The sequence below is a fragment of the Nonlabens sp. Asnod2-A12 genome (assembly GCF_045063745.1).
Classification (GTDB): Bacteria; Bacteroidota; Bacteroidia; order Flavobacteriales; family Flavobacteriaceae; genus Nonlabens; species Nonlabens xylanidelens.
This window is the reverse complement of sequence record NZ_JBEFOB010000003.1, coordinates 848,489-874,965: the sequence shown is the minus strand read 5'-3', so window position 1 is coordinate 874,965 and position 26,477 is coordinate 848,489. Positions and strand designations below refer to the sequence as shown.

Here is a 26,477-nt window from a genome sequence, read left to right as displayed (position 1 = left end):
AAAAAAGAGCCGCAATTTGCGGCTCTTTTAAATTTAATATGACTTGAGTAATATTAGTTAACTCTAAAAGTAACTCTTCTTACTAATTGTCTAGCTTCAGCACTGTTCTTATCAACAGATGCATCTTCACCGTCACCATTATGGCTTAAACGACTTGCGTCGATACCAGCAGCAGTTAATACATCGTTAACCATCTTAGCACGACGCTCAGATAGGTTTTTGTTATAAGCAGGACTTCCTATCTCATCAGCAAAACCTGTAAGAGTAGCAGTTGCACTTGGGTTATCTTTCATGTATTGAACGATAGTATTAATAGCTCCTAAAGAGAAAGTAGCTGGCTTAGTACTATTAAACTTGAAATATACATTTACATAACCTTCGTTGATTAATTGCTTCACAAGGTTCTTATTGTTACCATTAGCACCGTTGTTACCAGCGATTGCAGTTTGTAAGTCAGAAGGTGTAGCAAAACGAGAATCTAAAGCGCTTTCCATATCATCTGGAATACCGTTTTTGTTCAAGTCAATTGCACGACCCTTACTGTCTACACGAACACCACTTTCAGTATTGTTGTCTCTATCTAAATAGTTTGGTACACCATCTTGGTCATCATCACCATTTTCTTGAGCCATTTTCTCCATTTTAGCAGCGATGTCTTCAACTTTAGCGTTGATTGGGCTTTCCGCAAAATCAGCTGGAGTATCTCCAGATCCTAAGTATAAAGTAATACCAACAGATGCGTTAACAAGAAAACCGTCAAAACCTCTTTTTACACCTCTGTCAACACCATCAAATGTTAAGTCTTGTCTTACGTGACCTAAAATAGAAAGATCTCCGAATAAAGCTAAACTATTAGTTAACTTAATTTGTGGAGTAACACCTGCTTGGAAGTTAAGCATGTGGTCTGTATCTTGATAACGTGCGTCAGATCCTTTAAGAAAAGAAACTCCCATACCACCATGTAATAATAAACCAAAACGTTGTGTCCATTCTCTTGCTCCTAATATCTCTGCAGCATTAACAACACCTTCCAGTGTAAATCTGTAGTAGTCTGATTCAAAATCAATACTTTCTTTATCTCCTTCGATATTGTCATAACCGAAGTCAGCATTAACACCAAATTTGTTGTTGAACATGTATCTTACACCTAAATCAACTTGGTAAAGTGATGGTGTGTTGACAAATGCACCACTAGATAATGGTCTTACTGGTTTATTAATTCCAGCACCTAGGTCTATGGCCCATTTTTTAAGTTCTGGTCCGTTTGATACAGATTCTACTTCTTCTGTAGTCTGAGCAGTAGAGGTTAAAAACCCTAATGCTATAAATGATAATGTAACTAATTTTTTCATAAGTATTTTAACTTGCTTTCAAATGCAAATATATAAATATATTGAAAACACCATTGGTTTAAAGTTTTAAATTTTTGTAAAATTAAAGTATTTTTTAAACGAGGTTGATTGTGTTGCCTCTACTATCTAGTAATTATGATGTGTTTTAATTGTGTATGGATATATTACTATTCGTTAAAAGATGTTTGTAGATTTGTTGTTTATGTTGATTTTGCTTTCGCGAAAACGATACTGTTATAAGATTATACTTTAAATTATATGGGCAAAAAAATATTGATTACTGGTGGTGCTGGGTTTATAGGGTCGCATGTGGCACGTTTATTTGTAAATAAATATCCTCAATATGAGGTTTATAATTTTGATGCGCTTACCTATGCTGGGAATCTGGAAAATCTTACAGATATAGAAGAGGCTGCTAATTATCATTTTCTTAAACTTGATATAACGGACGAGGTGGAGTTGGATAAAGTTTTTGAAGAATTAAGATTTGATAGTGTTATTCATCTAGCTGCAGAGTCTCATGTAGATCGTTCTATTAAAGATCCATTATCCTTTGCAAAAACTAATATAATAGGAACTCTTAATTTACTAGAGTCCTACAAAAAGCACAAAACAGATTCTGATGGTGTTTTCTATCACATAAGCACCGATGAAGTATATGGTTCTCTCGGTGCAACTGGTTTGTTTACTGAAGAAACTTCTTACGATCCTAATTCTCCATATTCTGCCTCAAAGGCTAGTTCAGATCATTTTGTTCGAGCTTATGGAGAGACCTATAAATTACCTATTGTCATCTCTAATTGTTCTAATAATTACGGTTCTTTTCAGTTTCCTGAAAAATTAATTCCTTTATTCATAAACAATATCATAGAAGAAAAGCCTTTACCTGTTTATGGAGATGGTAATTACACTAGGGATTGGCTGTTTGTAGAAGATCATGCCAGAGCTATTGATGTTATTTTTCATAATGGTAAAAAAGGCGAGACTTATAATATAGGAGGTCATAACGAATGGAAAAATATTGATTTAGTAAAGTTGCTTTGTAAGAAGATGGACGAGGCTTTGAGTAACGATGTGGGTGAAAGTGAAAAGCTTATTACTTTTGTTAAGGATAGGCCGGGACATGATTTGCGCTATGCTATCGATGCGACTAAAATAAGTAAAGAACTCAATTGGGTGCCATCACTTGATTTTGAAGAAGGATTAGAACGCACCATTAACTGGTATCTAAATAACGATAAGTGGTTAAAGAACATCACGACTGGAACATATCAAGATTATTATAAAAACCAATACCAATAATTATGAAAGGAATTATTCTAGCAGGTGGATCTGGTACACGATTGCATCCATTAACCCTAGTGGTCAGTAAACAATTGTTACCTATTTATGATAAGCCTATGGTGTACTATCCACTGTCTGTTCTTATGCAGGCAGGGATTAAGGAAGTTCTATTAATTTCTACCCCTAGTGATATTCATAATTTTGAACGCTTATTAGGTGATGGTAGTAAGTTTGGTATACAAATAGAATATATGGTGCAGCCTAGTCCTGATGGACTTGCACAAGCTTTTATATTAGGAGAAGATTTTATAGGTGATGATTCTGTAGCATTGGTGCTAGGAGATAATATTTTTCATGGTGCCGGTTTTTCTGATTTATTAGAACGCGCAGTTCAAAAAGTAGAGAAGGATCATGTGGCAGTTGTTTTTGGTAACTATGTAAAAGATCCTGAGCGTTATGGTGTTGCGACTTTTAATAAGCAAGGAAATGTAACGAGTATCGAGGAGAAACCAGAGAAACCCAATTCTAACTATGCAGTTGTCGGACTTTATTTTTATCCTAATTCAGTTATAAAAATAGCTAAAGGACTTCAGCCATCTAAAAGAGGAGAGCTAGAGATCACTGCCGTAAATCAGTATTACTTAAAAGAAGAATGTCTTGATATGCAAATTTTAAGTCGTGGTTTTGCTTGGTTAGACACTGGTACGCACGAGGCTTTGACAGAAGCTACAGAATTTGTGAAAGCTGTAGAAAAAAGAACAGGGCTCAAAATTTCTTGCTTAGAAGAAATAGCGTTAATGCAGAAATGGATATCTCCAGAAGAATTGCAATTGCAGGTTAAAGACTTAAAAGGGGATTACTATGATTATATAAAGCAAGTAGTTTTACGTATTAAAAAATAGAATAAGTGTCATATTTCTATGATCTATCCGATAGGAGTAATAAAAACAAATTACTTTTGTTTATCGGTTGTAGGTTTAGGAGATGGAAATCGATTTTTGACAAAAGATCCTTAAGTAAAGAAAATGATTATGAAAGTAAGTAATATATGTTGTATTGGGGCTGGTTATGTAGGAGGTCCTACTATGACTATGATAGCCGCAAAGTGCCCTCATATAAAAGTAAACGTAGTAGATATTAATAAAAAGAGAATTGATTCTTGGAACGATCCTGATGTCAGTAATATTCCTATTTATGAGCCTGGATTGTCAGACCTTGTTAAAAAGACTCGTGGTAAGAATTTATTCTTTACTACAGATGTAAATCAAGCAATTCTTGATGCAGATATGATATTTATTTCTGTCAATACTCCTACAAAAACTTATGGAGTAGGGAAAGGAATGGCTGCAGACTTGAAATACATCGAATTGTGTGCTAGGCAAATTGCCGAGGTAGCGACTACGGATAAAATAATTGTTGAGAAATCTACGTTGCCTGTTAGAACAGCCGAAGCATTGAGAAGTATCCTCGATAATACAGGTAATGGAGTTCATTTTGATATTTTATCTAACCCTGAGTTTCTTGCTGAAGGAACTGCGGTGAGTGATTTATTGAATCCAGACAGAGTTCTTATAGGGGCTGAGAATACAGAGAAAGGTAAGAAAGCACAACAGGCTTTGGTTGATGTGTATTCAAATTGGGTGTCTCAAGAAAGAATATTGACGACAAACGTATGGTCTTCAGAATTATCTAAGCTTACTGCAAATGCTTTTTTAGCTCAACGTGTCAGTAGTATAAATGCACTGTCCGAATTATGCGAAGTAACTGAGGCAGATGTTAATGAAGTCGCTCGTGCTATTGGGACAGATTCCCGTATAGGTGCTAAATTCTTGCAGTCTTCAGTCGGTTTTGGAGGGTCTTGCTTTCAGAAAGATATTTTAAATTTAGTTTATATAGCTCAAACTTATGGACTGCAAGAGGTTGCAGATTATTGGGAGCAAGTGATTATAATGAATGATCATCAAAAAAGGCGATTTGCAAAGAAAATTGTTAAGACTCTTTTTAATACAGTTTCAGGAAAAAAGATCACTCTTTTAGGATGGGCTTTTAAAAAAGATACAAATGACACTCGTGAGTCTGCTGCTATCTATGTTGCAGATTACTTGTTGAATGAGCAGGCAGAAGTTACTGTTTATGATCCTAAGGTGACCAACGAGCAAATTTACAGTGATCTTAATTATTTAGGGACTAGAAGCGATGAGGAGAATAGAAGGTTGCTTAAGGTAGAAAACAACCCTATGAAAGCTGTAGAAAATGCTCATGCAACAGCTGTCTTAACAGAGTGGGACGAGTTTGTGCAATACGATTGGAAACAGATTTATGAACACATGCTTAAACCAGCATTTTTGTTTGATGGACGTATGCTTCTAGATCATGAAAAAATGAAGCAAATAGGTTTTGATGTTTATACTATAGGGAAGGGTTAACATGTTTATAATAAATCTGATTTGGTAACACTATCTTAAAAGGAGTGGTGCATTTCTCTTATAAAACTTAGTATATTTGCAAATTGAATAAAAAATAATTATTATCTCTTTCGGTAGGGGTTAGAAACTAGGGGTTTACATGAAATTTAAAATACTAATTACTGGTGCTGCGGGATTTATAGGTAGTAATCTTTGTGAATATTTTGTTGGGAAAGGACACGATGTGTTAGGTCTTGATAATCTTGCTACAGGTCATATGAGTAATATAGAACCTCTTCAAGATAAAGATAATTTTTCTTTTTTAAAAGGAGATATACGTGATCTAGACACTTGTCATAAGGCAGTTTTAGGAAGAGATTATGTATTACATCAGGCAGCTTTAGGTAGTGTTCCTAGATCGATAAAAGACCCTATAACTTCTAACGATGTTAATGTAGGCGGCTTTTTAAATATGCTGGTAGCTTGTAAAGAGGCAGGTGTCAAAAAAATGGTTTATGCTGCGAGTTCTTCTACTTATGGAGATTCTAAAAGTTTGCCTAAGGTAGAAGAAGTGATAGGAAAACCATTATCTCCCTATGCAATCACAAAATATGTGAATGAGCTCTATGCAGATGTATTTTATAAAACCTACGGTTTAAATACCATAGGATTAAGATATTTTAATGTCTTTGGTCGCAAACAAGATCCTAATGGTGCTTATGCTGCTGTGATTCCCCTTTTTACTAAGCAATTAATGAATAAACAATCTCCTACTATTAATGGAGATGGCACCTATTCTAGAGATTTTACTTACATAGATAATGTAATTCAAGCAAATGAAAAAGCGATGCTTGCAGATCATCCTGAAGCGGTAAATACCGTTTTTAACGTTGCTTATGGGGATCGTACTGATCTTAATATGTTGATCGATTTATTAAAACAGTCGTTATCTAAGCATGACAAAACTATTTTAGACGTACAAACTATTTATGGTCCTTTAAGAGCAGGAGATGTACCTCATTCTTTGGCATCTATTGATAAAGCAAAAAGATTATTGGAATATCAACCTCAATTTAATTTGAAGGCTGGGCTAGATGAGGCAGTAGAATGGTATTGGTCTAACCTGTAATTATAATACCACTTTCGCTAAAGCAAAACAATCAACCAAGTTATCATGAGAAAAAAAATAACTATAATAGGTTTAGGATATGTAGGTTTACCTCTAGCTAGACTTTTTGCAACTAAATATAATGTAATAGGTTTTGATATCAATAAACCAAGAGTTGCAGAGTTAAATACTGGTGTAGACAGCACACTAGAAGTAGAAAATGAAGTGCTTACCGCAGTACTTAAAAAAGAAAAAAACAATGAGAATGGCTTGTATTGTACTACAGATAGTAATGATATAGAGGATTCTAGTGTGTATATAGTGACTGTGCCTACACCTGTAGACAAGAATAACCGTCCTATACTAACACCGCTTTATAAAGCAAGTGAAACAGTAGGTAGAGTCTTAAAAAAAGGAGACATAGTAGTTTATGAATCGACTGTGTATCCTGGAGCGACAGAGGAAGAGTGTGTGCCGGTTTTAGAAAAAATAAGTGGCCTTAAATTTAATGTAGACTTTTTTGTAGGGTATTCTCCAGAGCGTATTAATCCAGGCGATAAGAAGCATACCGTAGAAAAAATTCTAAAAGTAACTTCTGGTAGTAATCCAGAAATAGGAGTTGAAGTAGATGCGCTTTACAAAGATGTTATTACTGCAGGAACACATCTTGCACCTACCATTAAGGTGGCAGAAGCTGCTAAAGTCATAGAAAACTCTCAAAGAGATATTAATATCGCTTTTGTAAACGAACTAGCAAAAATATTTAATAGTTTAGAAATTAATACAAGTGATGTTCTTGCTGCTGCAAACACAAAGTGGAATTTCCTTCCTTTTTCACCAGGTTTAGTAGGTGGTCATTGTATAGGTGTAGATCCATATTATCTAGCTCAAAAAGCACAAGAAGTAGGCTATCACCCAGAAATTATTCTTGCAGGTAGAAGAATGAATGACGGTATGGGTAGTTATGTTGCTGGAGAGGTAGTTAAATTGATGCTTTCTAAAGATATCAAAGTAAAGAATGCTAAAGCATTAGTATTAGGAATTACATTTAAAGAAAACTGTCCAGATGTAAGAAATACAAAGGTTATTGATGTGATATCTAATCTTAAAGAATTTGGTGTAGATGTGACTATTTATGATCCACTAGCAAATCCTGACGAAGTAGAGCGTGAATATGGGGTGCGTAATTTGACATCATTAGACGATAAAACCTATGACTCTATCATCCTTGCAGTTGCTCATAAGGAGTTTGTAGAACTTTCTCTAGATGTTTTGTCAAAAGAAGTTGTTGCTATTTATGATGTTAAAGGTGTATTAGGAGATAAGGCAGATAAGAGATTATAATCTATAAATTTACTTAAAAGCGGTTTAATATTCAACGATTGATTGCTTAAAAGTGACTTATATTGAATAGCATTTTTGTATACTAGGTTATGATAAATAGATTGAAGTAGATATAAGGGCTAGCTGAGTAGTTGTTTAGAATGATTATGATGCTCACATCACTTTCTTCTTTGGTAATTAATGGAAACAAAGACTCAACTATATAGTAGCTTTAAATTTTGAAATAGATTTTCGAATTTTTAAATTGATAATTTTTGTTAAATGTGAAAGTCACAATTGGTAACCAATTTTATTAAAATAATAGACTAAGATTTCTATATAATGGCCCCATACCCTAAATAACAAATGACTTAAACAAAGAAGAGTATATCCATAAGCTAATGAAATGATTAATATTTAAAACAATGTTTTAATCATTACAACAGTTGAATTAAACTATAACTTGAAATCTTTAAATAATGAATGTACTTAATTTAATAGGACGTGATCATCTTCTTTTTGAGAAAGATATTGAACAATATAAAAATATATTAACGGAGAAAGTGAGTACGAGCTCTTTTCTTGTTCTTGGTGGTGCTGGTTCCATTGGGCAGGCGGTGGTTAAGGAGATTTTTAAGAGAAATCCGAAAAAATTGCACGTGGTCGATATAAGTGAAAATAATCTTGTTGAACTTGTTAGAGATATAAGAAGTTCTTTTGGCTATATTGAAGGAGATTTCCAAACTTTCGCATTAGATATAGGTAGTTTAGAATATGATGCCTTTATAGATGTAGATGGTAATTACAATTATGTTTTAAACTTAAGTGCTTTAAAGCACGTGCGCAGTGAAAAGGATCCTTTTACATTAATGCGCATGATTAATGTTAATATTTTTAATACATATAAATCAATACAGCAATCTATAGAAAAAGGAGTTTCAAAATATTTTTGTGTTTCTACAGATAAGGCTGCAAACCCTGTTAATATGATGGGTGCCTCAAAAAGAATTATGGAAATGTTTATCATGAAAGCTAGTCAGGATTTAAATATTTCAACTGCTCGATTTGCAAATGTTGCTTTTTCTGATGGATCTTTGCTTCATGGTTTTAACAAGAGAATAGAAAAATTACAACCCATAGTAGCACCTACAGATGTTACACGTTATTTTGTAGTGCCACAGGAAGCTGGAGAGCTGTGTTTATTGTCTTGTTTATTAGGTGAAAATAGAGATATTTTCTTTCCAGATCTGGATCAAGGTCTCGATCTTATATCTTTTGCAGATATTGCTGTAAACTATCTCAAACAGAAAGGCTATGAACCGCATCTATGTGAATCTGAACAAGAAGCAAGAGATCTTATAAATACTTTGCCTCAACAAGGTAAGTGGCCATGTTATTTTACTGTGTCAGATACAACAGGAGAAAAGTCATATGAAGAATTTTATACTGAAAATGAGAATATAGACTTAGAGCGTTTTGAGAATTTAGGAGTTATTAAAAACGATTATTTAGATAATGATGATAAAATAAGGCACTTTGAATCTGTTATAAATGAATTGAAAGAATCCAGGAAGTGGCAAAAATCTCAAATTGTAGAATTATTTAAACAAACTTTACCTAATTTTAGTCATGAAGAAAAAGGTAAGTTTTTAGATAGTAAAATGTAATATAATGGGTAATTATAATAAAGTAATTCAGAAAGTAAGAGATCTGTTTCATGAACAGAAAGAATTTATACCATTGCATATACCTCATTTCTCAGGAAATGAAAAAAAATATGTTTTAGAGTGTATAGATTCTACATATGTATCTAGTGTAGGTCAATTTGTAAATGATTTTGAACAGTCCATAGCGGATTTTACAGGTGCCAAAAGATGTATCGTTTGTGTAAACGGTACTAACGCTATACATTTGGCATTGGTAGCAAGTGGTGTTGAAGCTGGCGACGAAGTCATTACACAACCATTAACATTTATAGCAACGGTTAATGCCATTTCTTATGCTCATGCATCACCTGTTTTTGTAGATGTAGATAAAGATACCATGGGAATGTCTCCTTTATCCTTATCAAAATTTTTAGATGAAAATACTATTCTAAAAGATGATATTTGTTTTAATAAAAGTACTGGAAAAAAAATAAGAGCTTGTCTACCTATGCACACATTTGGTCATTCTGCTCGTATTGATGAAATTAAAAGTATATGTGACAAACACCATATAATTCTTATCGAGGATGCAGCTGAGGCCATAGGTAGTTCGTATAAAGGTAAGTCTTTAGGGACATTTGGACTTATGGGGACATTTAGTTTTAATGGTAATAAAACGATCACTACAGGTGGTGGTGGTGCTGTTATAACTGATGATGAAGATTTAGCAGATAAATTAAAGCATCTAAGTACTCAAGCTAAAATACCTCATAAGTGGAATTACGTGCATGATCAGGTAGGTTATAATTATAGAATGCCTAATCTTAATGCTGCGTTAGGTTTGGCTCAAATGGAAAACTTAGAATTTATACTTATTCAAAAACGAAAATTAGCATCAGCTTATCAAGAGTTCTTTAGTTCTATTGATATGAATTTTTTTGAAGAGCGTGCTGACGAAAAAAGTAATTTCTGGTTAAATGCGGTAATTTTAGAAAACAAAGAACAACAACAAACTTTTTTAACAGAACTTAACGAGGCTGGGGTCATGTGTCGTCCCATATGGGAATTAATGACGGAAATGGTGATGTTTAAAGGTTGCCAGAAAACTAATCTAGACAATGCGAGGTGGCTTTCACAACGAGTTGTCAATATTCCTAGCAGTGTTGTTGAATAAAAACGTTTATATTTTAGGATATTCAGGACATTCTTTTGTAGTTCTAGATACAATGGTTAAACTAAAGATAAATGTTTTAGGATATTTTGATTTTAAACGCTGTTCTGGTTCTATGAATTTTTATGATTTAAAATATTTCGGAAATGAACAGAATGCAGATCTCGATTTTATGGATGATTCTCATTTTGTGTTTCCTACAGTAGGAGATAATAAAATTAGGAAAAAACTAGTTGAGTTTTTCGAATCTAAAAAATTAAATCAATTTACATTAATAGATCCCAACTCTATTGTTTCAAACAAGGCAATGATAGAGTATAGTACTTTTATTGCTCCAGGAGCTATTGTGAATAGCAGGGCTTTAATTAAAAAAGGATGTATAATAAATAGTGGTGCAACTATAGAACACGAGTGTGTTATTGGTGCTTACAGTCATATCGCTCCAAATGCTGTATTAACTGGTAATGTATCTATAGGCGAGAGTACTCTTATAGGGGCAAATGCTGTGATTACTCCAGGTGTAGTTGTGGGAGATAATGTGATAATAGGTGCTGGATCTGTCGTTACTAGAGATATTCCTGATAATAGCAAATGGGTTGGAAACCCTTTAAGAATGTTATGAAAAAAATAATTATTATTGCAGAGGCAGGTGTAAACCATAATGGTGATGTCGAAAAAGCAAAGAAGCTAATAGATGCTGCTGCAGATGCTAAGGTAGATTATGTAAAATTTCAAACCTTTAAAGCAAATAAACTGGTCACTCAAGACTCTAAAAAAGCTGATTACCAAGTAGAAAACACAAATGACAACAGTAGTCAATTTGATATGCTTAAAAAATTAGAGCTATCAGAGCAAATGCATTTTGAATTAATGAAACATTGTGAAAAACGAAATGTAAAATTCTTATCTACTGGTTTCGACATTGATAGTCTGTTATTTTTAAAAAATATAGGAATCAAATTAGCCAAAGTTCCATCTGGAGAGTTAACTAATTTGCCATATTTAAGAGCTATGGCAAAAAACTTTAAAGAAATAATTTTAAGTACAGGAATGGCCTCTATGGAAGAAGTTACTGATGCTTTTAAGGTAATGCTTGATTGTGGTGTTTTAAAAGAAAATATAACTATTTTACATTGTAATACAGAGTATCCAACTCCTATGAAGGATGTTAATTTACTAGCAATGTTAGATATACAAAGGAAATTAAATGTTTCGGTAGGATATTCAGATCATACATTAGGAATTGAAGTTCCTGTGGCTGCCACGGCTCTAGGAGCAACAGTAATTGAAAAACATTTTACCTTAGATAGAAATTTACCAGGTCCTGATCATCGTGCATCATTAGAACCACTTGAACTCAAGCAAATGGTAGAATCCATTAGGAATATTGAAACGGCTATTAGTGGTTCAGGTATTAAAGAACCGTCACCATCAGAATTTAAAAATAGGCCGGTAGCTAGAAAAAGTATTGTAGCTATAGCTCCTATAAAAAGTGGTGAAGTATTAACTATAGATAATATAGGCATTAAAAGACCAGGAACAGGAATAAGCCCTATGAATTGGGATGAGGTCTTAGGATCTACATCAAATAAGGATTATATCATCGATGATTTAATAAAACTGTAAATGAAAGTTGCCGTAGCCACAGGAACTAGAGCAGACTTTGGTTTGTTAAGACCATTGATTCAAGAGCTAAAAAATGATGATTTTTTTAAGTTGTCTCTTTGGGTCACTGCAATGCATTTGTCCGATAGATTTGGAAATACTATTAATGAGATTATCAACTCAGGTTTTAAAATTGATTACTCCTTTCCTTGCTTAGATGAAGGAGACGATAGTATTGCCATTAGTAGAACAATATCTAAGGCTATAGAAGGCTTTTCAAAAGTTATTGACGAAGATTCACCTGATTTTCTAGTAATTTTAGGAGATAGAACAGAAATGTTAGGTGCTGCCATAGCCGCTACTGTGGCAAACTTACCTATTATCCATATCCATGGAGGAGAAACAACTATAGGAGCTTATGACGAAAGTATAAGGCATAGTATAACTAAAATGAGCTACCTTCATTTCACCGCTGCAAGTGAATATAGAAATAGAGTTATACAACTAGGAGAACATCCCAGTAGGGTCTTTGATGTAGGAGCTATAGGCATAGATTCTATTAAGAGCTTAGCTTTAATGAGTGATAAAGAACTTGAAGATGATTTGAATTTTAAGTTTAATAAGAAGAATATACTAATTACTTATCATCCAGTAACTTTAGAATCTTCTAGTGCTGCAAAACAGTTTAAAGCTATTTTAAAAGCACTCGATGAACTAGAGGACACATTCTTGATCTTTACACATTCAAATTCAGATAAGGATGGAAAAATCATTAATAAAATGATTAATGAGTATACATCATTAAATAATTCTAAATCCATAGGAGTTATGTCGTTAGGACAACTCAGGTATTTCAGTATGCTTGAAAACGTAGATTTAGTCTTGGGGAATAGTTCAAGTGGTATACTAGAAGTGCCGTATTTCAACATACCTACTATAAATATAGGTGATCGTCAGACAGGACGTTTACTATCAGAGAGTGTGATACAATGCACAAATGAACTTGAAGATATAAAAAAAGCATTAAAGACTGGTTTAGGTGACGCTTTTGCGAAAGCAATTAAAACCCAAACTCATATATATGGAAACGGTACAGCGACTCAACAAATTATTAATGTTTTAAAGAGTATTAATATGTCATCATTGAAAAAGCCTTTCTACGACCTACCAAAATAATAATTTATGGACTTGAACCAAATAACTATTCAGTCAAAATCGACTGTTCTAGATGCGCTTAATAAGCTTAATCAAATAAGACAAATAAGTAGATTAATACTATTTGTCAAAGATGAAGAGAATAAAATTATAGGCTCGATAACTGACGGAGATATAAGAAGGTCATTGTCTCTAGATCAAGATCTTAATAAATCAGTTGAAGAAATTTGTTATAAAAATTTTATCCATCATATTGAAAATAATGGCTTTATAGATTTATCAGCTTATAGAGATAAAAATATTAAAATCTTACCAGTATTAAATATAAATGGAACATTATCCAGAGTTTTTGACTTAGATATAATAAAATCCACGCTACCATTGGAATGTATGATAATGGCTGGAGGTAGAGGTAAAAGATTAAGTCCATTAACTGATACGATACCAAAACCTATGCTGCCATTAGGAGGTAAACCTATAATAGAGCACAACATAGATCGCTTAATCAGTTATGGAATAAAGAAAATCTATATTTCTGTTAAATATTTGGGAGAACAATTAGAAAACTATTTTGGTGATGGTTCTTCAAAAGGTATAAGTATAGAGTACATTTGGGAAGACGAACCATTAGGTACAGCTGGAGCGTTAAAACTAGTTGATAAATTCAATACAGATCACGTTTTGCTTATGAATAGTGACTTGTTTACTAGCGTTAACTTTGAAGAGATGTATTTACTATTACTTCAAGAAAAAGCAGATATGGTAGTAGCCTCTACCGAATATAAAGTAGATGTACCTTATGCTGTGTTTGAAACAGATGATAATATAGTAACAGATTTCAAAGAAAAGCCTTCTTATATTTACCAATCAAATGCTGGTATTTATATCTTAAAGAAATCATTAATAGATCAAATGACTAAAAATGAATATTGTGATATTACGGACGTAATGGAAAAATTGGTTGCAGATGGTGGTAAATTAGTATTTGATCCGATATTAGGATTTTGGATAGATATAGGTAAACCGTCTGATTATAAACAAGCTCAAGAATTTATCAAGCATAAATTATGATTGCAATCATACCTGCACGAGGCGGTTCTAAAGGACTAATTGGAAAGAATATAAAGTTATTAGCGGGAAAACCAATGATTGCTTATACTGTAGAAGCAGCATTAAACTCTAAACATATAAGTGAGGTAATAGTTAGTACAGATGATCCTAATATAGCAAAAATAGCAAAACAATTTGGAGCACAAGTTCCTTATCTTAGACCTGACAATTTAGCTACAGATTCCTCTAGATCTATTGATGTGCTTAATTATGTAATAGACCGTTTTGATCAAGAGAATGTTACTAATGTAAGAAATCTAGTGGTCTTACAGCCCACAAGTCCATTGCGAAAAAGCCATCATATTGACGAAGCAATAGAACTATTTATTAATAAAAATGCCGATTCAGTTATTAGCTATTGTAAAGAATCTCATTCCATATTTTGGCATAAAGAAATTAAGGATGATGGTAAATTTGTAAATATTTTTGAAGGTGATTTTCTTAAGAATAGGCAAGATATTAAAACAACATATTATCCTAATGGTGCTATATATGTATTCAAAAGAGACTTATTAATTAAGAATAAATATTACTCAGAACGCTCTTATGGATATGTTATGGATAGAAGCAGTTCAATAGATATTGATGATATCGATGATTTTAATTATGCCCATTTTTTAATGACTAAAGCCTGAAGCACAAAAATTATGGCTGTTTATTTCAATTATCAGGTTAATGAATATTAATAAAATTCTTAAGCATCCGTTGCTTAAATCAAGTTTAACATATACTTTATGTGCTGCGATTAATAAAGCTGTTCCTTTTTTAATTTTACCTGTTCTTAGTTATTATTTAATACCAAGTGATTATGGTATTGTTGCAAATTATAGTGTTCTATTATCTATAATATCCATATTTGTAATTTTAGGATTAAATGGAGCTATTAGTGTTAATTATTTTACACTGTCTAAAATAGATTTATCAAAGTATATTTTTAATGGGATACTACTTATACTTATATCGAGTTTAATATTAATAATTGGAATATTTTTTTTAAATGAAACAATTTATTCCTTTTTTAAACTGCCCAAAACATACCAATATTTAAGTGTTCTAATGGCTCTGACTTCTGCTTTCACAACCATAAATTTGACGTTGTTGAGATTAGAAGATAAACCATTTAGCTTTGGGGTTTATGAAATTTCTAAAACTGTTTTAGACATTGGATTATCATTAACACTTGTTGTTGTTTATAAAATGGGCTGGATAGGTAGAGTAGATGGAATGTTTATAGCTAGTTTGCTTTTTGGTTTTTTAAGTTTATATATTATTTATAGTCGTGGTTACCTAAAGTTCAACTATGATAAAACTTATATCATCGCTATTTTAGCTTTCGGTTTACCTTTAATCCCTCATTCATTGAGTTTTTGGTTGAGGTCAGGTGTTGATAGAATATTTATCACTAAATATATTGGCGAAGCTGAAACAGGCTTATATGCGACAGGATTTCAATTTGGTATATTAATTTCATTCCTTACCTTATCATTTAATAATGCTTTTCTACCTTACATGTATAAATTGTTAACTGAAAAAAACATTGAAAAGTTAAATCAAAATAAAGTAGGTCTTGTTAAATTAGCTTATTATGGAATAGTAGGTTTACTCGTTATGTGCATTGTTTTTACTATAGGCTCAAATTTTATTTTAAAATATTTTTTTTCTGATAAGTATGCTAGCGCTTCCGAATTTATTTTCTGGGCAATTTTGTCTCAAACTTTTCAAGGAATATATTTGTTTTTTGTCAACTATATTTTCTTTGTCAAAAAAACAAAGTATCTTGCTATGATAACTTTTTTCTGTGCGTCTCTTCAAGTAGTTCTTAGTTATCTTTTAATAAATAAAATAGGTGCAATCGGTGCCGCATACTCTACAGTATGTATTAGTTTTATTAACCTTCTTTTAGTCGCTTATTATAGTAATAAGGTTTACGACATGCCTTGGTTGGAATTCTTTAGAACTTCTAAATAGTACCTTATATCTTTTATGAAAAAATCAAATGTTTTAGTATGCAAAAATGTATTCCAAGTTATGTTAGCTACATATATAGTTGATATTTACAAAGATGAAAATTTTTACGTCATTATATTAAATGAGAACAATACAGATAAATTAGTTTATTATAACAACCTTTTGATAGCTAAAGTTGACAGATGTTTGTTTTTTAAACCTATGAAGTTTTCTAAAATAGGATCTGTTCTTGATTTTTTTCGATTTGAACTTATAGTTGCACGATATTTAAAGAAAATCGAAATTAATAAGCTGTTTGTAGCTGGAATTGATAATAGTTTAATTCATCTATTAATTGACAAATTACCTTATCAAAACTTATATTCTTTTGATGATGGTCTTGCTAATCTTACAGAATCAGGTCATTATTACATTAAGCAAAAATCACTTTCGATTAAATTGAAGGATTTTTTATTCCAAGTTGAAAGTAATCCTACTAATATTAGAAATAAGATAGACAAGCATTTTACTATTTTTGATAATAATCCATTTGTTACACCTGAGAAGTTGATAAAATTCAATTTTTTTAATAGGGAAGAATTAACGAACGGTAATAAAAGTGAGATTAGAAAAATCTTTGTTGGACAACCTGTTTTCGAAGTAAAAAAAGATGCTGATTATGATTTTGTAGAGGCTGTATTAAGGAATTTAGAAGTGGATGAGTATTATCCACATCCTAGAGAAGACGTGTCTTTAAGTTCATCGATAAAAATAATAAGTTCTAAATTACTATTTGAAGATTATATATTAACTTGTATGAAAGATTCTCCTAATGTAAACTTTATCATTTATAGTTTTTTTAGTACTGTTTTGATTAATCTCCAAGGTTGTAATGTTATATGTATAGCAGTAGGAGATAGAGATATGATCGATAATCCTAAAAAAGGTTATAAAATATTGAAAGAAAGAGGAGTTAAAATTGTTGAGCTATGAAAATTGAACTTCTAAAATATAAGCTCTACATTATTATTTATTTTTTGATATTTTACGGGATACTTATAAATCCAGATCTTTTTCCAAAAGAGATCATACTAATGTACTTAGTGATTATCTCTGTTCTTGAATTTAAATTCTTGAAAGCAAATTTTAACAAAGTTAAATTTTTTGTTCTTCTTAGTCTCATATCGATGATCAGTTTTGTTTTGCGTGATTCGTATAATAATGCCAGTTTAGGACTCTTTTTTATGTTCTATCCTATTCTATTATTATCATATCAGCAAAAAAAAATAGGCTCACAGATACAGCTAATACTTTTAGTTATCTATTCAGCTGTTGTTTTGCAGCATGTAATTCCTGGTGGTGATGCAAATGATATTTTCGTAAATAGAAGTAGAAATATAGTTAGTTTTTACTGCCTTATTTTAGTAATACATTATTATATTGAAAAATATAGATACCAGAAAAAAATTCCATTATGGCCAGCTTTACTTTCTATGACTATATCTTTATATTGTATAGGTAGGGCTGGGATTTTAACTTCAGCCTTACTATTATCATTAATTGTTTTTATGAAATTAAGAAAAATTAATTTCATAAAAACTTTTAAATATGGAGTTCTATTACTCATTACATCTATAATTTCTGCTGCTTATGGACTACAGCTTATGGTAACTAAATTTATAGATTTATCTTTGTTTAAATTAAGGGATAGAGGGTTAGATGACTCTTCGAGAGAACTTGTTGTATTTAATTATTTGAATGACATGTCTGATAATATATTTAATTTTATCCTCGGTGTTCCGTTAGACAATAATAGTGTTTACGCAGATCTTGAATTTAATTTGCATAATTCATTTCTAAATGCACATTATTACTTCGGTATTTTTTCACTAATTATCTTTTTTTATATTTTTAAAGCCTTGTTTAAAAAAGCAGGAGACTTGTTTTATAAAGGACTATTACTTGTGTTACTGATAAGAGGGATTTCAGATAAACTTTTTTTCACAGGTTTAAACGATGTCATAATCTTTTATCTTATTTTTTTAATCTTAGGAAGTGTAGATGTTAAGAGTGTGAATGGTCAAGAGGAGCTGCAAAATTAATCTATATACATAATGAGAGTACTTCATATCATTAATAGCCTATCAACTGGAGGAGCTGAGAAGTTAGTAGCCGATAGTATTCCATTATATCAAAAACAAAAAATAACCGTAGATGTTTTATCGTTAAAATCAGAAAAGACAGAGTTTTGGAATGTGTTAGAGACTAAATCGTCTAGTAATATTACAGGTTTAACTTCTGGTAGTATTTACAATCCTTTTTTGATATTTAAAATTATTCCTTTTTTTAAAAAATATGATTTAATCCATGTTCATTTATTTCCCGCACTTTATTGGGTAGTTATAGCTAAGTGCATTAGCTTTTCTAGAGTTAAATTAATTTATACAGAACATAGTACAGGAAATCGAAGAAGAGATAGGGTATTATTCAAAATAATTGATAGATTTATTTATAAAAAGATTGATCAAATAGTTTGTATTACTATAGATGTTAAGATAAGTCTTGAAAAACATTTGAATGTTTTTAAGGGTATAGTTGTAATAAATAATGGAATTGATGTTAAGGCATTTAGTTCTAGTTTACACAGAAATTATTCGTTTTTTAAACAAGAGGATTTTAAGTTAATTCAAATTTCTAGTTTTCGTAAAGAAAAGGATCAAGCATCAATTATTAGGTGTTTACCATTATTACCAGAACGAATAAAATTAATTTTAGTGGGTGATGGTACTCTTATTGAAGAGTATAAAAAGTTGGTTAGATCATTGAAGTTGGATAATCGAGTTGTATTCTTAGGTAATCGTTATGATATTGCACAACTATTAAACTATGCAGACGTTTCTATTTTATCATCCAATCGTGAAGGTTTTGGATTAGCAATAGTGGAAGGTATGGCAGCTGGTCTTCCTGTTATTGCTAGTGATATAGTTGGGGTAAGAGAGATTGTTAAAGGTTATGGATTGTTGTTTGAGAAAAACAATGTAGATGATTTGAAAAAAGAGATTTTGAAGCTTTATGATGATGAAGAATTTTATGAAAAAATGTCAATTTTGTCACTAGAAAGGGCAAAAGATTTTGATATAAATAAGATGGTTCTGCATTATATTAATTTTTATAAAAAACTTTTAAATGAGGCATAAGTTAGTACGTATCACAACGGTCCCTATTTCTTTAGAAAAACTTTTAGAAGGTCAACTTTCTTTTATGAGTAAACACTTTGATGTCACTGCAATTTCTTCAGAGGATAAGCGGCTTAATGTTTATGGTGATAAGGAAGGTGTGAAAACGCACTATTTAGAACTTACAAGGAAAATTACACCTTTAAAGGATCTAGTTGCTGTTTTTAAACTAGTTAAATACTTAAGAAAAGAAAAGCCTCAAATTGTTCATTCTCATACTCCCAAAGCTGGTATTGTAGGTATGTTATCTGCATATATTGCTAGAGTGCCTATTAGACTTCATACTGTAGCTGGACTACCGTTAATGGAAGCTGGAGGAATAAAAAGAAAGGTTTTAAACATTGTTGAAAAGCTAACTTATGAATGTGCTACAAAAGTTTATCCTAATTCACAAGGACTAAAGGATTTTATAGTTGAAGAGAAATTAACATCAACAGCCAAAATTAAGATTATTGGAAATGGTAGTTCAAACGGTATAGATACGACATTCTTTGATCCTACTAGGTATTCTGTAAATGACAGCTCGGTTTTAAAGGAGTCACTTAGCATTCCTTCTGAAGATTTTGTATTCATTTTTGTTGGTAGATTGGTAGGTGATAAAGGAATAAATGAACTAGTTAAAGCTTTTGTATCTATTTCAATTAGTCATGATACAGTATCATTGTTACTAGTAGGTCCTTTAGAAACAGAACTAGATCCTTTAGATTCAATAACTTTAAAACATATTAATGAACACCCTAAAATTATAGCAACAGGATATCAAACTGATGTGCGTCCGTATTTTGCAGCCTCAAATGCTTTAGTCTTTCCTTCTTATAGAGAGGGTTTTCCTAACGTTGTATTGCAGGCGGCAGCTATGGAGTTACCATGTGTAGTTTCTAATATTAATGGCTGTAATGAAATAATTGAAAATGGTATGAATGGGCTTATTGTACCAGTAAAACAGCATCTTCCTCTAGAAAAAGCTATGGAAGAAATGTTTAATGATCAGGAGCTATTTGCCATTTTGAAAAAAAACACGAGAACAAGAATAGTTCAGAATTACGATCGCAAAGAAATATGGAATGAAATTTTAAAAGAATATGAATCATTAATAGAATCAACAAATTAATAAAATGTATAAGATATTAAAGTTTATTTTAGATTTTTCAGTGGCATTTGTAGCATTAGGATTACTCTTTCCTGTTCTCGTGGTTCTCGTTATCTTCTTAGCAATAGCAAACTCAGGAAAGCCATTTTTCTTTCAAACGAGGCCTGGTAAGCATGGTAATCTTTTTAAGATTATCAAGTTTAAAACAATGAATGATAAAAAGGATAAAGAAGGCAACCTTTTATCTGATGAAATAAGATTAACCACAGTAGGTAAAATAGTAAGAAAAACATCACTAGATGAAATTCCTCAATTACTTAATGTGATTAAAGGTGATATGAGTATAGTAGGACCTAGGCCGTTACTTCCCTCTTATTTAGAATTATATTCAAAAGAACAGTCAAGAAGACATGATGTAAAACCTGGGATTACTGGTTGGGCTCAAGTAAATGGTCGTAATGCTATAAGTTGGGAAGAAAAATTTAAATTAGACGTTTGGTATGTAGATCATCAATCGTTTATTTTAGATATTAAAATATTACTTAAAACGGTTGAAAAAGTAATTAAATCTGACAATATTAATACTAAAGGACAAGCTACTACAACAAGATTTGAAGGTTAGGAAATATGAAAAAAATAGCAATAATAGGAGCAGGAGGATTAGGGCGTGAAGTAAAGTATCTTATAGATGATATAAACGCTGTATCTTTGAACAAATTAGAATTAATTGGATACTATGATGATGCATATCCTAAGGGACATATCATTGTAGATGATTTATCATGTCTGGGGAAAATAGAGGACTTATTACATCGTACAGAAGATTTAGGTGTTGTTTTTGGTCTAGGAGACACAAAAGTGAAAAAGCAAATTTTGAATAAAATAGAAGGGAATAAATGTTTAAGTTATCCTAATATCATTCACCCTAATGCACATATAACCAAGGGTGTTTTACTTGGAAAAGGAAATCTTATAGCCTATGGCTGTTTCATTTCTTGTGATGTAGAGATAGGAGATTTTAACTTTATGAATACTTACTGTGCAGTAGGTCACGATACGGTGATAGGTAGTGGTAACGTTTTTATGCCTAGAGTACAGATATCTGGTGATATCTTAATCGGGAATGACAATTTTTGGGGAATGAGTGCTTCTATAATTCAGGGTAAAAAAGTAGGAGATGAAAATAAAATTAATGGATTTACTTTTATCACAAAAAGTATATCAAATAAGCGTGTTTATTTTGGTGTTCCAGGAAAAAAAATAAATTAAAATTTAAATAAAATGAAGTCATTACAACAGTTTACAGAGTTATTTGCAGAACAATTTGACGAATCGGAAGATGTCGTTTTTGAAGCAACTACTTTATTTAAGGATCTTGATGAGTGGGATAGTATGATTGCATTATCTATTATAGCGATGGTAGATGATGAATTTGAAAAAACTATAAATGGAGATGTAATAAAAAATGCAAGTACAATAGAAGAATTATACAAAAAAGTAACAGAATAATAGTATGGCTATAGTTGAAATATCAGGTGTTTTAATTAATGGTATAGTAACAGCTGTTCCTAAAAATAGAATTGATAATCTTAATGATCCAAATATAGAAAAAGAACAAGGAGAGAAGATTCTTAAAACTACAGGGATCAGGTATAGACGATTAGCAAGTGATACTACAACAACTTCAGATCTTTGTTATATTGCAGCTGTAAATCTTTTAGAACAATTCCAGGCGTTTAGAGAAGATATTGAAATTTTAGTTTTCGTTTCTCAAACTCCAGACTATATTCTTCCTGCTACATCACCAATCCTTCAGCATAAGCTAGGTCTTGGATCAAATGTTGCTGCATTCGATATGAATATGGGATGTTCTGGTTATGTATATGGTTTGTCCACTATAACAAGTATTCTAAATAATTCTAAGAATCCAAATGCTAAAGCTTTATTGTTAGTAGGCGATACAGTTTCAAAATTATGTTCTACGAGTGATTCAGCTACTTACCCTTTGTTTGGGGATGCTGGTAGCGCTACTCTTATTTCAAAATCTAAAGAAGGAAAATTTGTTTTTGATTTAAATTCTGATGGAGGTGGGGCCGAAGCAATAAAAGTTGAGACAGGAGGCTTTAGAGCTATGACTGAAAATGATGGGATTAAGCCTAGTACTACTAAACCTTCATTATATTTAGATGGAATGGATGTTTTTTCATTTGGTATAAGTAAAGTTCCTAAATCTATTAAGTTATTCTTAAGTAATGTAGATCAGGTGGTTGATGATTTTGATTATTTCATTTTTCATCAAGCTAATATGTTTATGAATGAAAAAATCAGAAAAAAACTTAAAATAGAATCAGAAAAAGTTCCATATTCACTTTATGATTATGCAAATACGAGCAGTACAACGATTCCTTTAACAATAACGACTCAGTTGAAAAAGGATATTCATAAAAATAATAAAGTTTTTTGTTGTGGATTTGGAGTGGGACTTTCTTGGGCTAATGTAATTTTAGACTTAAATAAAGATTTTTACACATTAAATATAGAAGTAGATGAATAATTTATTTTCACTTAAAGATAAAGTTATTATTGTAACAGGCGCATCTTCAGGAATAGGGCGCGCGACGGCTATTATGTGCTCTCAATTTGGAGCGAAGGTTATTTTGCTAGGCAGAAATGAGAAAAGATTAAAAGAAACACTAGATTCTTTAGAAAATGAAGGACATGTTTATTTTTCTTTAGATCTTAATCAAGATGTTGATGTCGATATGTTTGTTGATAAATTAGATAAGATCGATGGAATCGTTCATTCTGCAGGAATTGCCCAGTCTCAACTTTTTTCTTTTTTGAAAAAAGAGGATTTGGAGGATATGTTAAATACTAATTTTATAGCCCCAGCATTATTTACTAAGAAAATTATAAAAAAGAAAAAGATTTATAAAAACTCTTCCATAGTTTTTATTTCATCTATTTCTGGACCTAAGGTAACCTTTATTGGAGGTGCATCTTATTCTGCATCAAAAAGTGCTATTTGCGGCCTTGCAAAAACAATGGCATTAGAACTTGCTGGAAAAGGTATACGAGTAAATACAGTTCTTCCAGGAATGATAGAAACAGATTTGATTAATTCGATTGATAGTAGCTCGGAAGATATCAAAATGGATAAAAAAAAGTATCCGTTAGGTGATTACGGTAGACCAGAAGACGTTGCTTCAACTGTGATATTTCTTTTATCACCAGCTTCTAAATGGATGACAGGAACAGATATTAAATTAGATGGAGGGCTTACATTAAAATGATAGAATCGTATATAAATCATATTAGTTATTATTTACCGGAGAAAATTCTAACAAATGAAGATCTTGCCACAGAATTTCCAGAATGGAGTGTAGAGAAAATAGCTAAAAAAATTGGTATAAATGAACGTCACATAGCTGGAGAAGATGAAACTTCTTTAGATATGGGAGTTAAAGCAGCAAATCAGCTATTTGAAGAATATGGTGTTCAAGCAGATTCAATTGATTATTTACTGTTTTGTACACAAAGCCCTGATTACTTTTTACCTACTAGTGCTTGTATTATACAAGATAAACTAGGCTTAAGAAAATCATGCGGAGCATTAGATTTTAATTTAGGTTGTTCTGGTTTTATTTATGGATTAAGTTTAGCTAAAGGTTTGGTAGCTTCTGGTATAGCAAAAAAGGTTTTGCTTGTTTGTGGAGAAACTTATAGTAAATTTTTAAATAAATCGGATAAAGGTAATCGTACAATTTTTGGAGATGCAGCAAGTGCAACATTAATATCAAGTGAATCTATTGGGTTATCTGCAAAAATTGGTCAATTTGATCTCGGAACTGATGGTTCTGGTGCAGAAAATTTAATAGTCAAAGCTGGTGGAATGAGACAACCAGAATTACTAAATGAAGAAATAAAGGATGATTATGGCAATACATCATCTGACGCAGATTTATTTATGAACGGTCCTGAAATTTTTAATTTCACTTCACTTAACGTGCCTAAACTTGTCGAAAATAATATTCAGAAGAATGAATTAGATATGGATGATATACAACATTTCGTATTTCATCAAGCAAATGCTTATATGCTAAATCATTTAAGAAAAAAGATTAAGGTAGAGAAAGATCGTTTTCCAGTACGTATGGATTTTTGTGGGAATACAGTTTCTTCAACGATTCAAATAGCTCTTAGAACCTTACAAGATGAAAATAGTATTAAATCGGGAGAAAAGATATTGTTAGCTGGTTTTGGTGTAGGATATTCTTGGGGTGCTGTTACTATTGAATTGAAGTAAGGTCGCAGTATGAAGTCTATTTTGGATTTTATACTCGCTATTTTTCTATTACTTGCACTCCTTCCATTTTTATTTATTTCACTGTTATTAGCAGCATTATCTACGAGATCTACTGGTGTTTTTACACAAATAAGAATAGGGCAGCATGGTAACCCATTCACCATTTATAAGTTACAAACTATGAAAGATGGTAAAGTAACTTCAATTGGTAAAATTCTAAGAAAAACTAAAATTGACGAATTACCTCAATTAATAAATATACTGAAAGGTGACATGTCCTTTGTAGGGCCAAGACCAGATGTACCTGGTTATTATGATGTGCTAAAAGATGAACAAAGGAAAGTACTTGTACTTAAACCAGGTTTAACCAGCCTAGCGGCAATTAAGTACCGTAACGAGGAGCAACTGCTTGCTCAACAAATAGAGCCTCTTTTATATAATGATACTGTTATATTTCCTGATAAAGTGAACATGAACCTAGACTACCTAAAAAAGCGTAGTGTCGGATATGATTTAAAAATCATAGGGCTAACTATTAAATCTCTTTTTAACTAAACTATCTTTGCTTAAATAAAATACGACTATGTCTCAAGATAAAATATGGCTTTCTTCACCACACATGGGTGGTGCAGAACGCGGATTTGTAAAAGAAGCTTTTGATACCAATTGGGTCGCTCCATTAGGACCTAACGTTACTGGTTTTGAAAAGGATTTAGAATCTTATCAAGGTCAGGATTCTCATGTGGCTGCCCTAAGTAGTGGTACTGCTGCTATACACCTAGCGCTTGTTCAGGCTGGTGTAGGTTCAGGTGACGAGGTGATATGTCAAAGCTTTACTTTTTGTGGTACTACAAATCCAGTACTGTATTTAGGTGCTATTCCTATTATGGTAGATAGTGAAGAGCAAACTTGGAATATGTGTCCACAAGCATTGATGCAGGCTGTAGAAGATCGCATTGCAAACGGTAAAAAGCCCAAAGCCATTCTAGCGGTGCATTTATATGGTATGCCGTATATGGTTGATGAGATTCACGCTTTCGCGAAAGCGAAACAAATACCAATTATAGAAGACAGTGCAGAGGCTTTAGGAAGTACTTACAAAGGTCAGAAATGTGGAACTTTTGGTGACTATGGAATATTGAGTTTCAATGGAAATAAAATTATAACCACTAGTGGTGGTGGTGCCATGGTATGTAAGACCAAAGAAGTAAAAGATAAGGCCATTTTTCTAGCAACACAAGCTCGTGATGCGGCGCCACATTATCAACATAGTGAGGTAGGTTATAACTATCGCATGAGTAACGTAAGCGCTGGTATAGGTAGAGGACAAATGGAAGTTCTTGATAAACATATCGACTTAAGAAGAGCTATGAACGCCTTTTATCAAGATATTTTTAAAAACATTGAAGGTATTGAGGTGCTTAAAGAGCAAGATGATACGGTACGCTCTAACCACTGGTTGAGTGCTATTCTAGTAGACGCATCAAAAACAGGTGGTATTACTAGAGAAGATATAAGACTCGCTTTAGAAAAAGATAACATAGAATCTAGACCCTTATGGAAGCCTATGCACATGCAACCACTTTATAAGGATTATCCTTATTATGGTAATAAAGTTTGTGAAACTTTATTTAAAAATGGATTGTGCTTGCCGTCTGGTTCTAATTTAACTGATGCAGATAGAGATAGAATCTCTGTTTCCATAAAGACTTTATTCAGCAAATAAAACGCTTATATTT

Annotated in this window: 26 protein-coding genes; 25 read left to right on the top strand and 1 reads right to left on the bottom strand. The window is 32.0% G+C overall.

Annotated features, from left to right (window positions below; translation table 11 throughout):
• Positions 1–53 precede the first annotated feature (53 nt).
• On the bottom strand, positions 54–1,352 hold the full coding sequence (locus tag ACJJVJ_RS04045; protein ID WP_405369181.1) for an OmpA family protein: 1,299 nt from the start codon (positions 1,350–1,352) through the stop codon (positions 54–56).
• Positions 1,353–1,610: 258 nt separating this feature from the next.
• On the opposite strand from ACJJVJ_RS04045, the gene rfbB reads away from it, so the two are divergent.
• From rfbB to ACJJVJ_RS03920, 25 genes are all read left to right on the top strand, one after another.
• Positions 1,611–2,654: a dTDP-glucose 4,6-dehydratase gene (gene rfbB / locus ACJJVJ_RS04040; protein WP_405369180.1), complete on the top strand. Its 1,044-nt coding sequence runs from the start codon at positions 1,611–1,613 to the stop codon at positions 2,652–2,654.
• Positions 2,655–2,656: 2 nt separating this feature from the next.
• A complete protein-coding gene (gene rfbA, locus ACJJVJ_RS04035) occupies positions 2,657–3,538 on the top strand; it encodes a glucose-1-phosphate thymidylyltransferase RfbA (RefSeq protein WP_405369178.1) in 882 nt (293 codons plus the stop codon).
• A 129-nt stretch (positions 3,539–3,667) separates the two neighbouring features.
• Positions 3,668–5,062: a nucleotide sugar dehydrogenase gene (locus ACJJVJ_RS04030; RefSeq protein WP_405369176.1), complete on the top strand. Its 1,395-nt coding sequence runs from the start codon at positions 3,668–3,670 to the stop codon at positions 5,060–5,062.
• Positions 5,063–5,201: 139 nt separating this feature from the next.
• The gene (locus ACJJVJ_RS04025) at positions 5,202–6,170 is read left to right on the top strand and encodes an SDR family oxidoreductase (protein WP_405369174.1); all 969 of its coding nucleotides are present in this window, start codon (positions 5,202–5,204) and stop codon (positions 6,168–6,170) included.
• Positions 6,171–6,215: 45 nt separating this feature from the next.
• Complete coding sequence (locus tag ACJJVJ_RS04020; protein ID WP_405369172.1) at positions 6,216–7,493, top strand: nucleotide sugar dehydrogenase; 1,278 nt, start codon at positions 6,216–6,218, stop codon at positions 7,491–7,493.
• A gap of 458 nt (positions 7,494–7,951) precedes the next feature.
• On the top strand, positions 7,952–9,139 hold the full coding sequence (locus tag ACJJVJ_RS04015) for a UDP-N-acetylglucosamine 4,6-dehydratase (RefSeq protein ID WP_405369170.1): 1,188 nt from the start codon (positions 7,952–7,954) through the stop codon (positions 9,137–9,139).
• A 4-nt stretch (positions 9,140–9,143) separates the two neighbouring features.
• Entirely contained in the window at positions 9,144–10,292 is a 1,149-nt protein-coding gene (locus ACJJVJ_RS04010; protein ID WP_405369169.1) for a LegC family aminotransferase, read from the top strand.
• The gene (locus ACJJVJ_RS04005; protein WP_405369167.1) at positions 10,237–10,911 is read left to right on the top strand and encodes an acetyltransferase; all 675 of its coding nucleotides are present in this window, start codon (positions 10,237–10,239) and stop codon (positions 10,909–10,911) included. Before ACJJVJ_RS04010 ends, ACJJVJ_RS04005 begins: the two co-directional genes overlap by 56 nt.
• Entirely contained in the window at positions 10,908–11,915 is a 1,008-nt protein-coding gene (gene neuB / locus ACJJVJ_RS04000; protein WP_405369165.1) for an N-acetylneuraminate synthase, read from the top strand. Before ACJJVJ_RS04005 ends, neuB begins: the two co-directional genes overlap by 4 nt.
• A complete protein-coding gene (gene neuC, locus ACJJVJ_RS03995) occupies positions 11,916–13,070 on the top strand; it encodes a UDP-N-acetylglucosamine 2-epimerase (protein WP_405369163.1) in 1,155 nt (384 codons plus the stop codon).
• A 6-nt stretch (positions 13,071–13,076) separates the two neighbouring features.
• Positions 13,077–14,120 (top strand): nucleotidyltransferase family protein, encoded by a 1,044-nt coding sequence (locus tag ACJJVJ_RS03990; protein ID WP_405369161.1) that lies wholly within the window; start codon positions 13,077–13,079, stop codon positions 14,118–14,120.
• Positions 14,117–14,794 carry a cytidylyltransferase domain-containing protein gene (locus tag ACJJVJ_RS03985; protein WP_405369159.1) on the top strand — a complete coding sequence of 226 codons (678 nt, stop codon included), beginning with the start codon at positions 14,117–14,119 and terminating at the stop codon, positions 14,792–14,794. Before ACJJVJ_RS03990 ends, ACJJVJ_RS03985 begins: the two co-directional genes overlap by 4 nt.
• Positions 14,795–14,834: 40 nt before the next feature.
• Positions 14,835–16,127, top strand: coding sequence for a lipopolysaccharide biosynthesis protein (locus ACJJVJ_RS03980; protein WP_405369157.1), 1,293 nt, complete (start codon positions 14,835–14,837; stop codon positions 16,125–16,127).
• Positions 16,128–16,142: 15 nt separating this feature from the next.
• Positions 16,143–17,099: a glycosyltransferase family 52 gene (locus tag ACJJVJ_RS03975; RefSeq protein ID WP_405369155.1), complete on the top strand. Its 957-nt coding sequence runs from the start codon at positions 16,143–16,145 to the stop codon at positions 17,097–17,099.
• Positions 17,096–18,208, top strand: a complete 1,113-nt coding sequence (locus ACJJVJ_RS03970) for a hypothetical protein (RefSeq protein ID WP_405369153.1) — start codon at positions 17,096–17,098, stop codon at positions 18,206–18,208. The genes ACJJVJ_RS03975 and ACJJVJ_RS03970 overlap by 4 nt, the downstream gene beginning before the upstream one ends.
• Positions 18,209–18,220: 12 nt before the next feature.
• Positions 18,221–19,303, top strand: coding sequence for a glycosyltransferase (locus ACJJVJ_RS03965; protein WP_405369151.1), 1,083 nt, complete (start codon positions 18,221–18,223; stop codon positions 19,301–19,303).
• On the top strand, positions 19,293–20,453 hold the full coding sequence (locus ACJJVJ_RS03960) for a glycosyltransferase family 4 protein (RefSeq protein WP_405369149.1): 1,161 nt from the start codon (positions 19,293–19,295) through the stop codon (positions 20,451–20,453). Before ACJJVJ_RS03965 ends, ACJJVJ_RS03960 begins: the two co-directional genes overlap by 11 nt.
• A gap of 4 nt (positions 20,454–20,457) precedes the next feature.
• On the top strand, positions 20,458–21,054 hold the full coding sequence (locus ACJJVJ_RS03955; RefSeq protein WP_405369147.1) for a sugar transferase: 597 nt from the start codon (positions 20,458–20,460) through the stop codon (positions 21,052–21,054).
• A 5-nt stretch (positions 21,055–21,059) separates the two neighbouring features.
• Complete coding sequence (locus ACJJVJ_RS03950; RefSeq protein ID WP_405369145.1) at positions 21,060–21,701, top strand: acetyltransferase; 642 nt, start codon at positions 21,060–21,062, stop codon at positions 21,699–21,701.
• Between the two features lie 12 nt (positions 21,702–21,713).
• Positions 21,714–21,941, top strand: coding sequence for an acyl carrier protein (locus ACJJVJ_RS03945; protein ID WP_405369143.1), 228 nt, complete (start codon positions 21,714–21,716; stop codon positions 21,939–21,941).
• Between the two features lie 4 nt (positions 21,942–21,945).
• Positions 21,946–22,986 (top strand): 3-oxoacyl-ACP synthase III family protein, encoded by a 1,041-nt coding sequence (locus ACJJVJ_RS03940; RefSeq protein ID WP_405369141.1) that lies wholly within the window; start codon positions 21,946–21,948, stop codon positions 22,984–22,986.
• Positions 22,979–23,725, top strand: a complete 747-nt coding sequence (locus ACJJVJ_RS03935; RefSeq protein WP_405369139.1) for an SDR family NAD(P)-dependent oxidoreductase — start codon at positions 22,979–22,981, stop codon at positions 23,723–23,725. Before ACJJVJ_RS03940 ends, ACJJVJ_RS03935 begins: the two co-directional genes overlap by 8 nt.
• Positions 23,722–24,738: a 3-oxoacyl-ACP synthase III family protein gene (locus tag ACJJVJ_RS03930; protein WP_405369137.1), complete on the top strand. Its 1,017-nt coding sequence runs from the start codon at positions 23,722–23,724 to the stop codon at positions 24,736–24,738. The genes ACJJVJ_RS03935 and ACJJVJ_RS03930 overlap by 4 nt, the downstream gene beginning before the upstream one ends.
• 9 nt (positions 24,739–24,747) lie before the next feature.
• Entirely contained in the window at positions 24,748–25,293 is a 546-nt protein-coding gene (locus ACJJVJ_RS03925) for a sugar transferase (RefSeq protein WP_405369135.1), read from the top strand.
• A 28-nt stretch (positions 25,294–25,321) separates the two neighbouring features.
• Entirely contained in the window at positions 25,322–26,464 is a 1,143-nt protein-coding gene (locus ACJJVJ_RS03920; RefSeq protein WP_405369133.1) for a DegT/DnrJ/EryC1/StrS family aminotransferase, read from the top strand.
• Positions 26,465–26,477 lie beyond the last annotated feature (13 nt).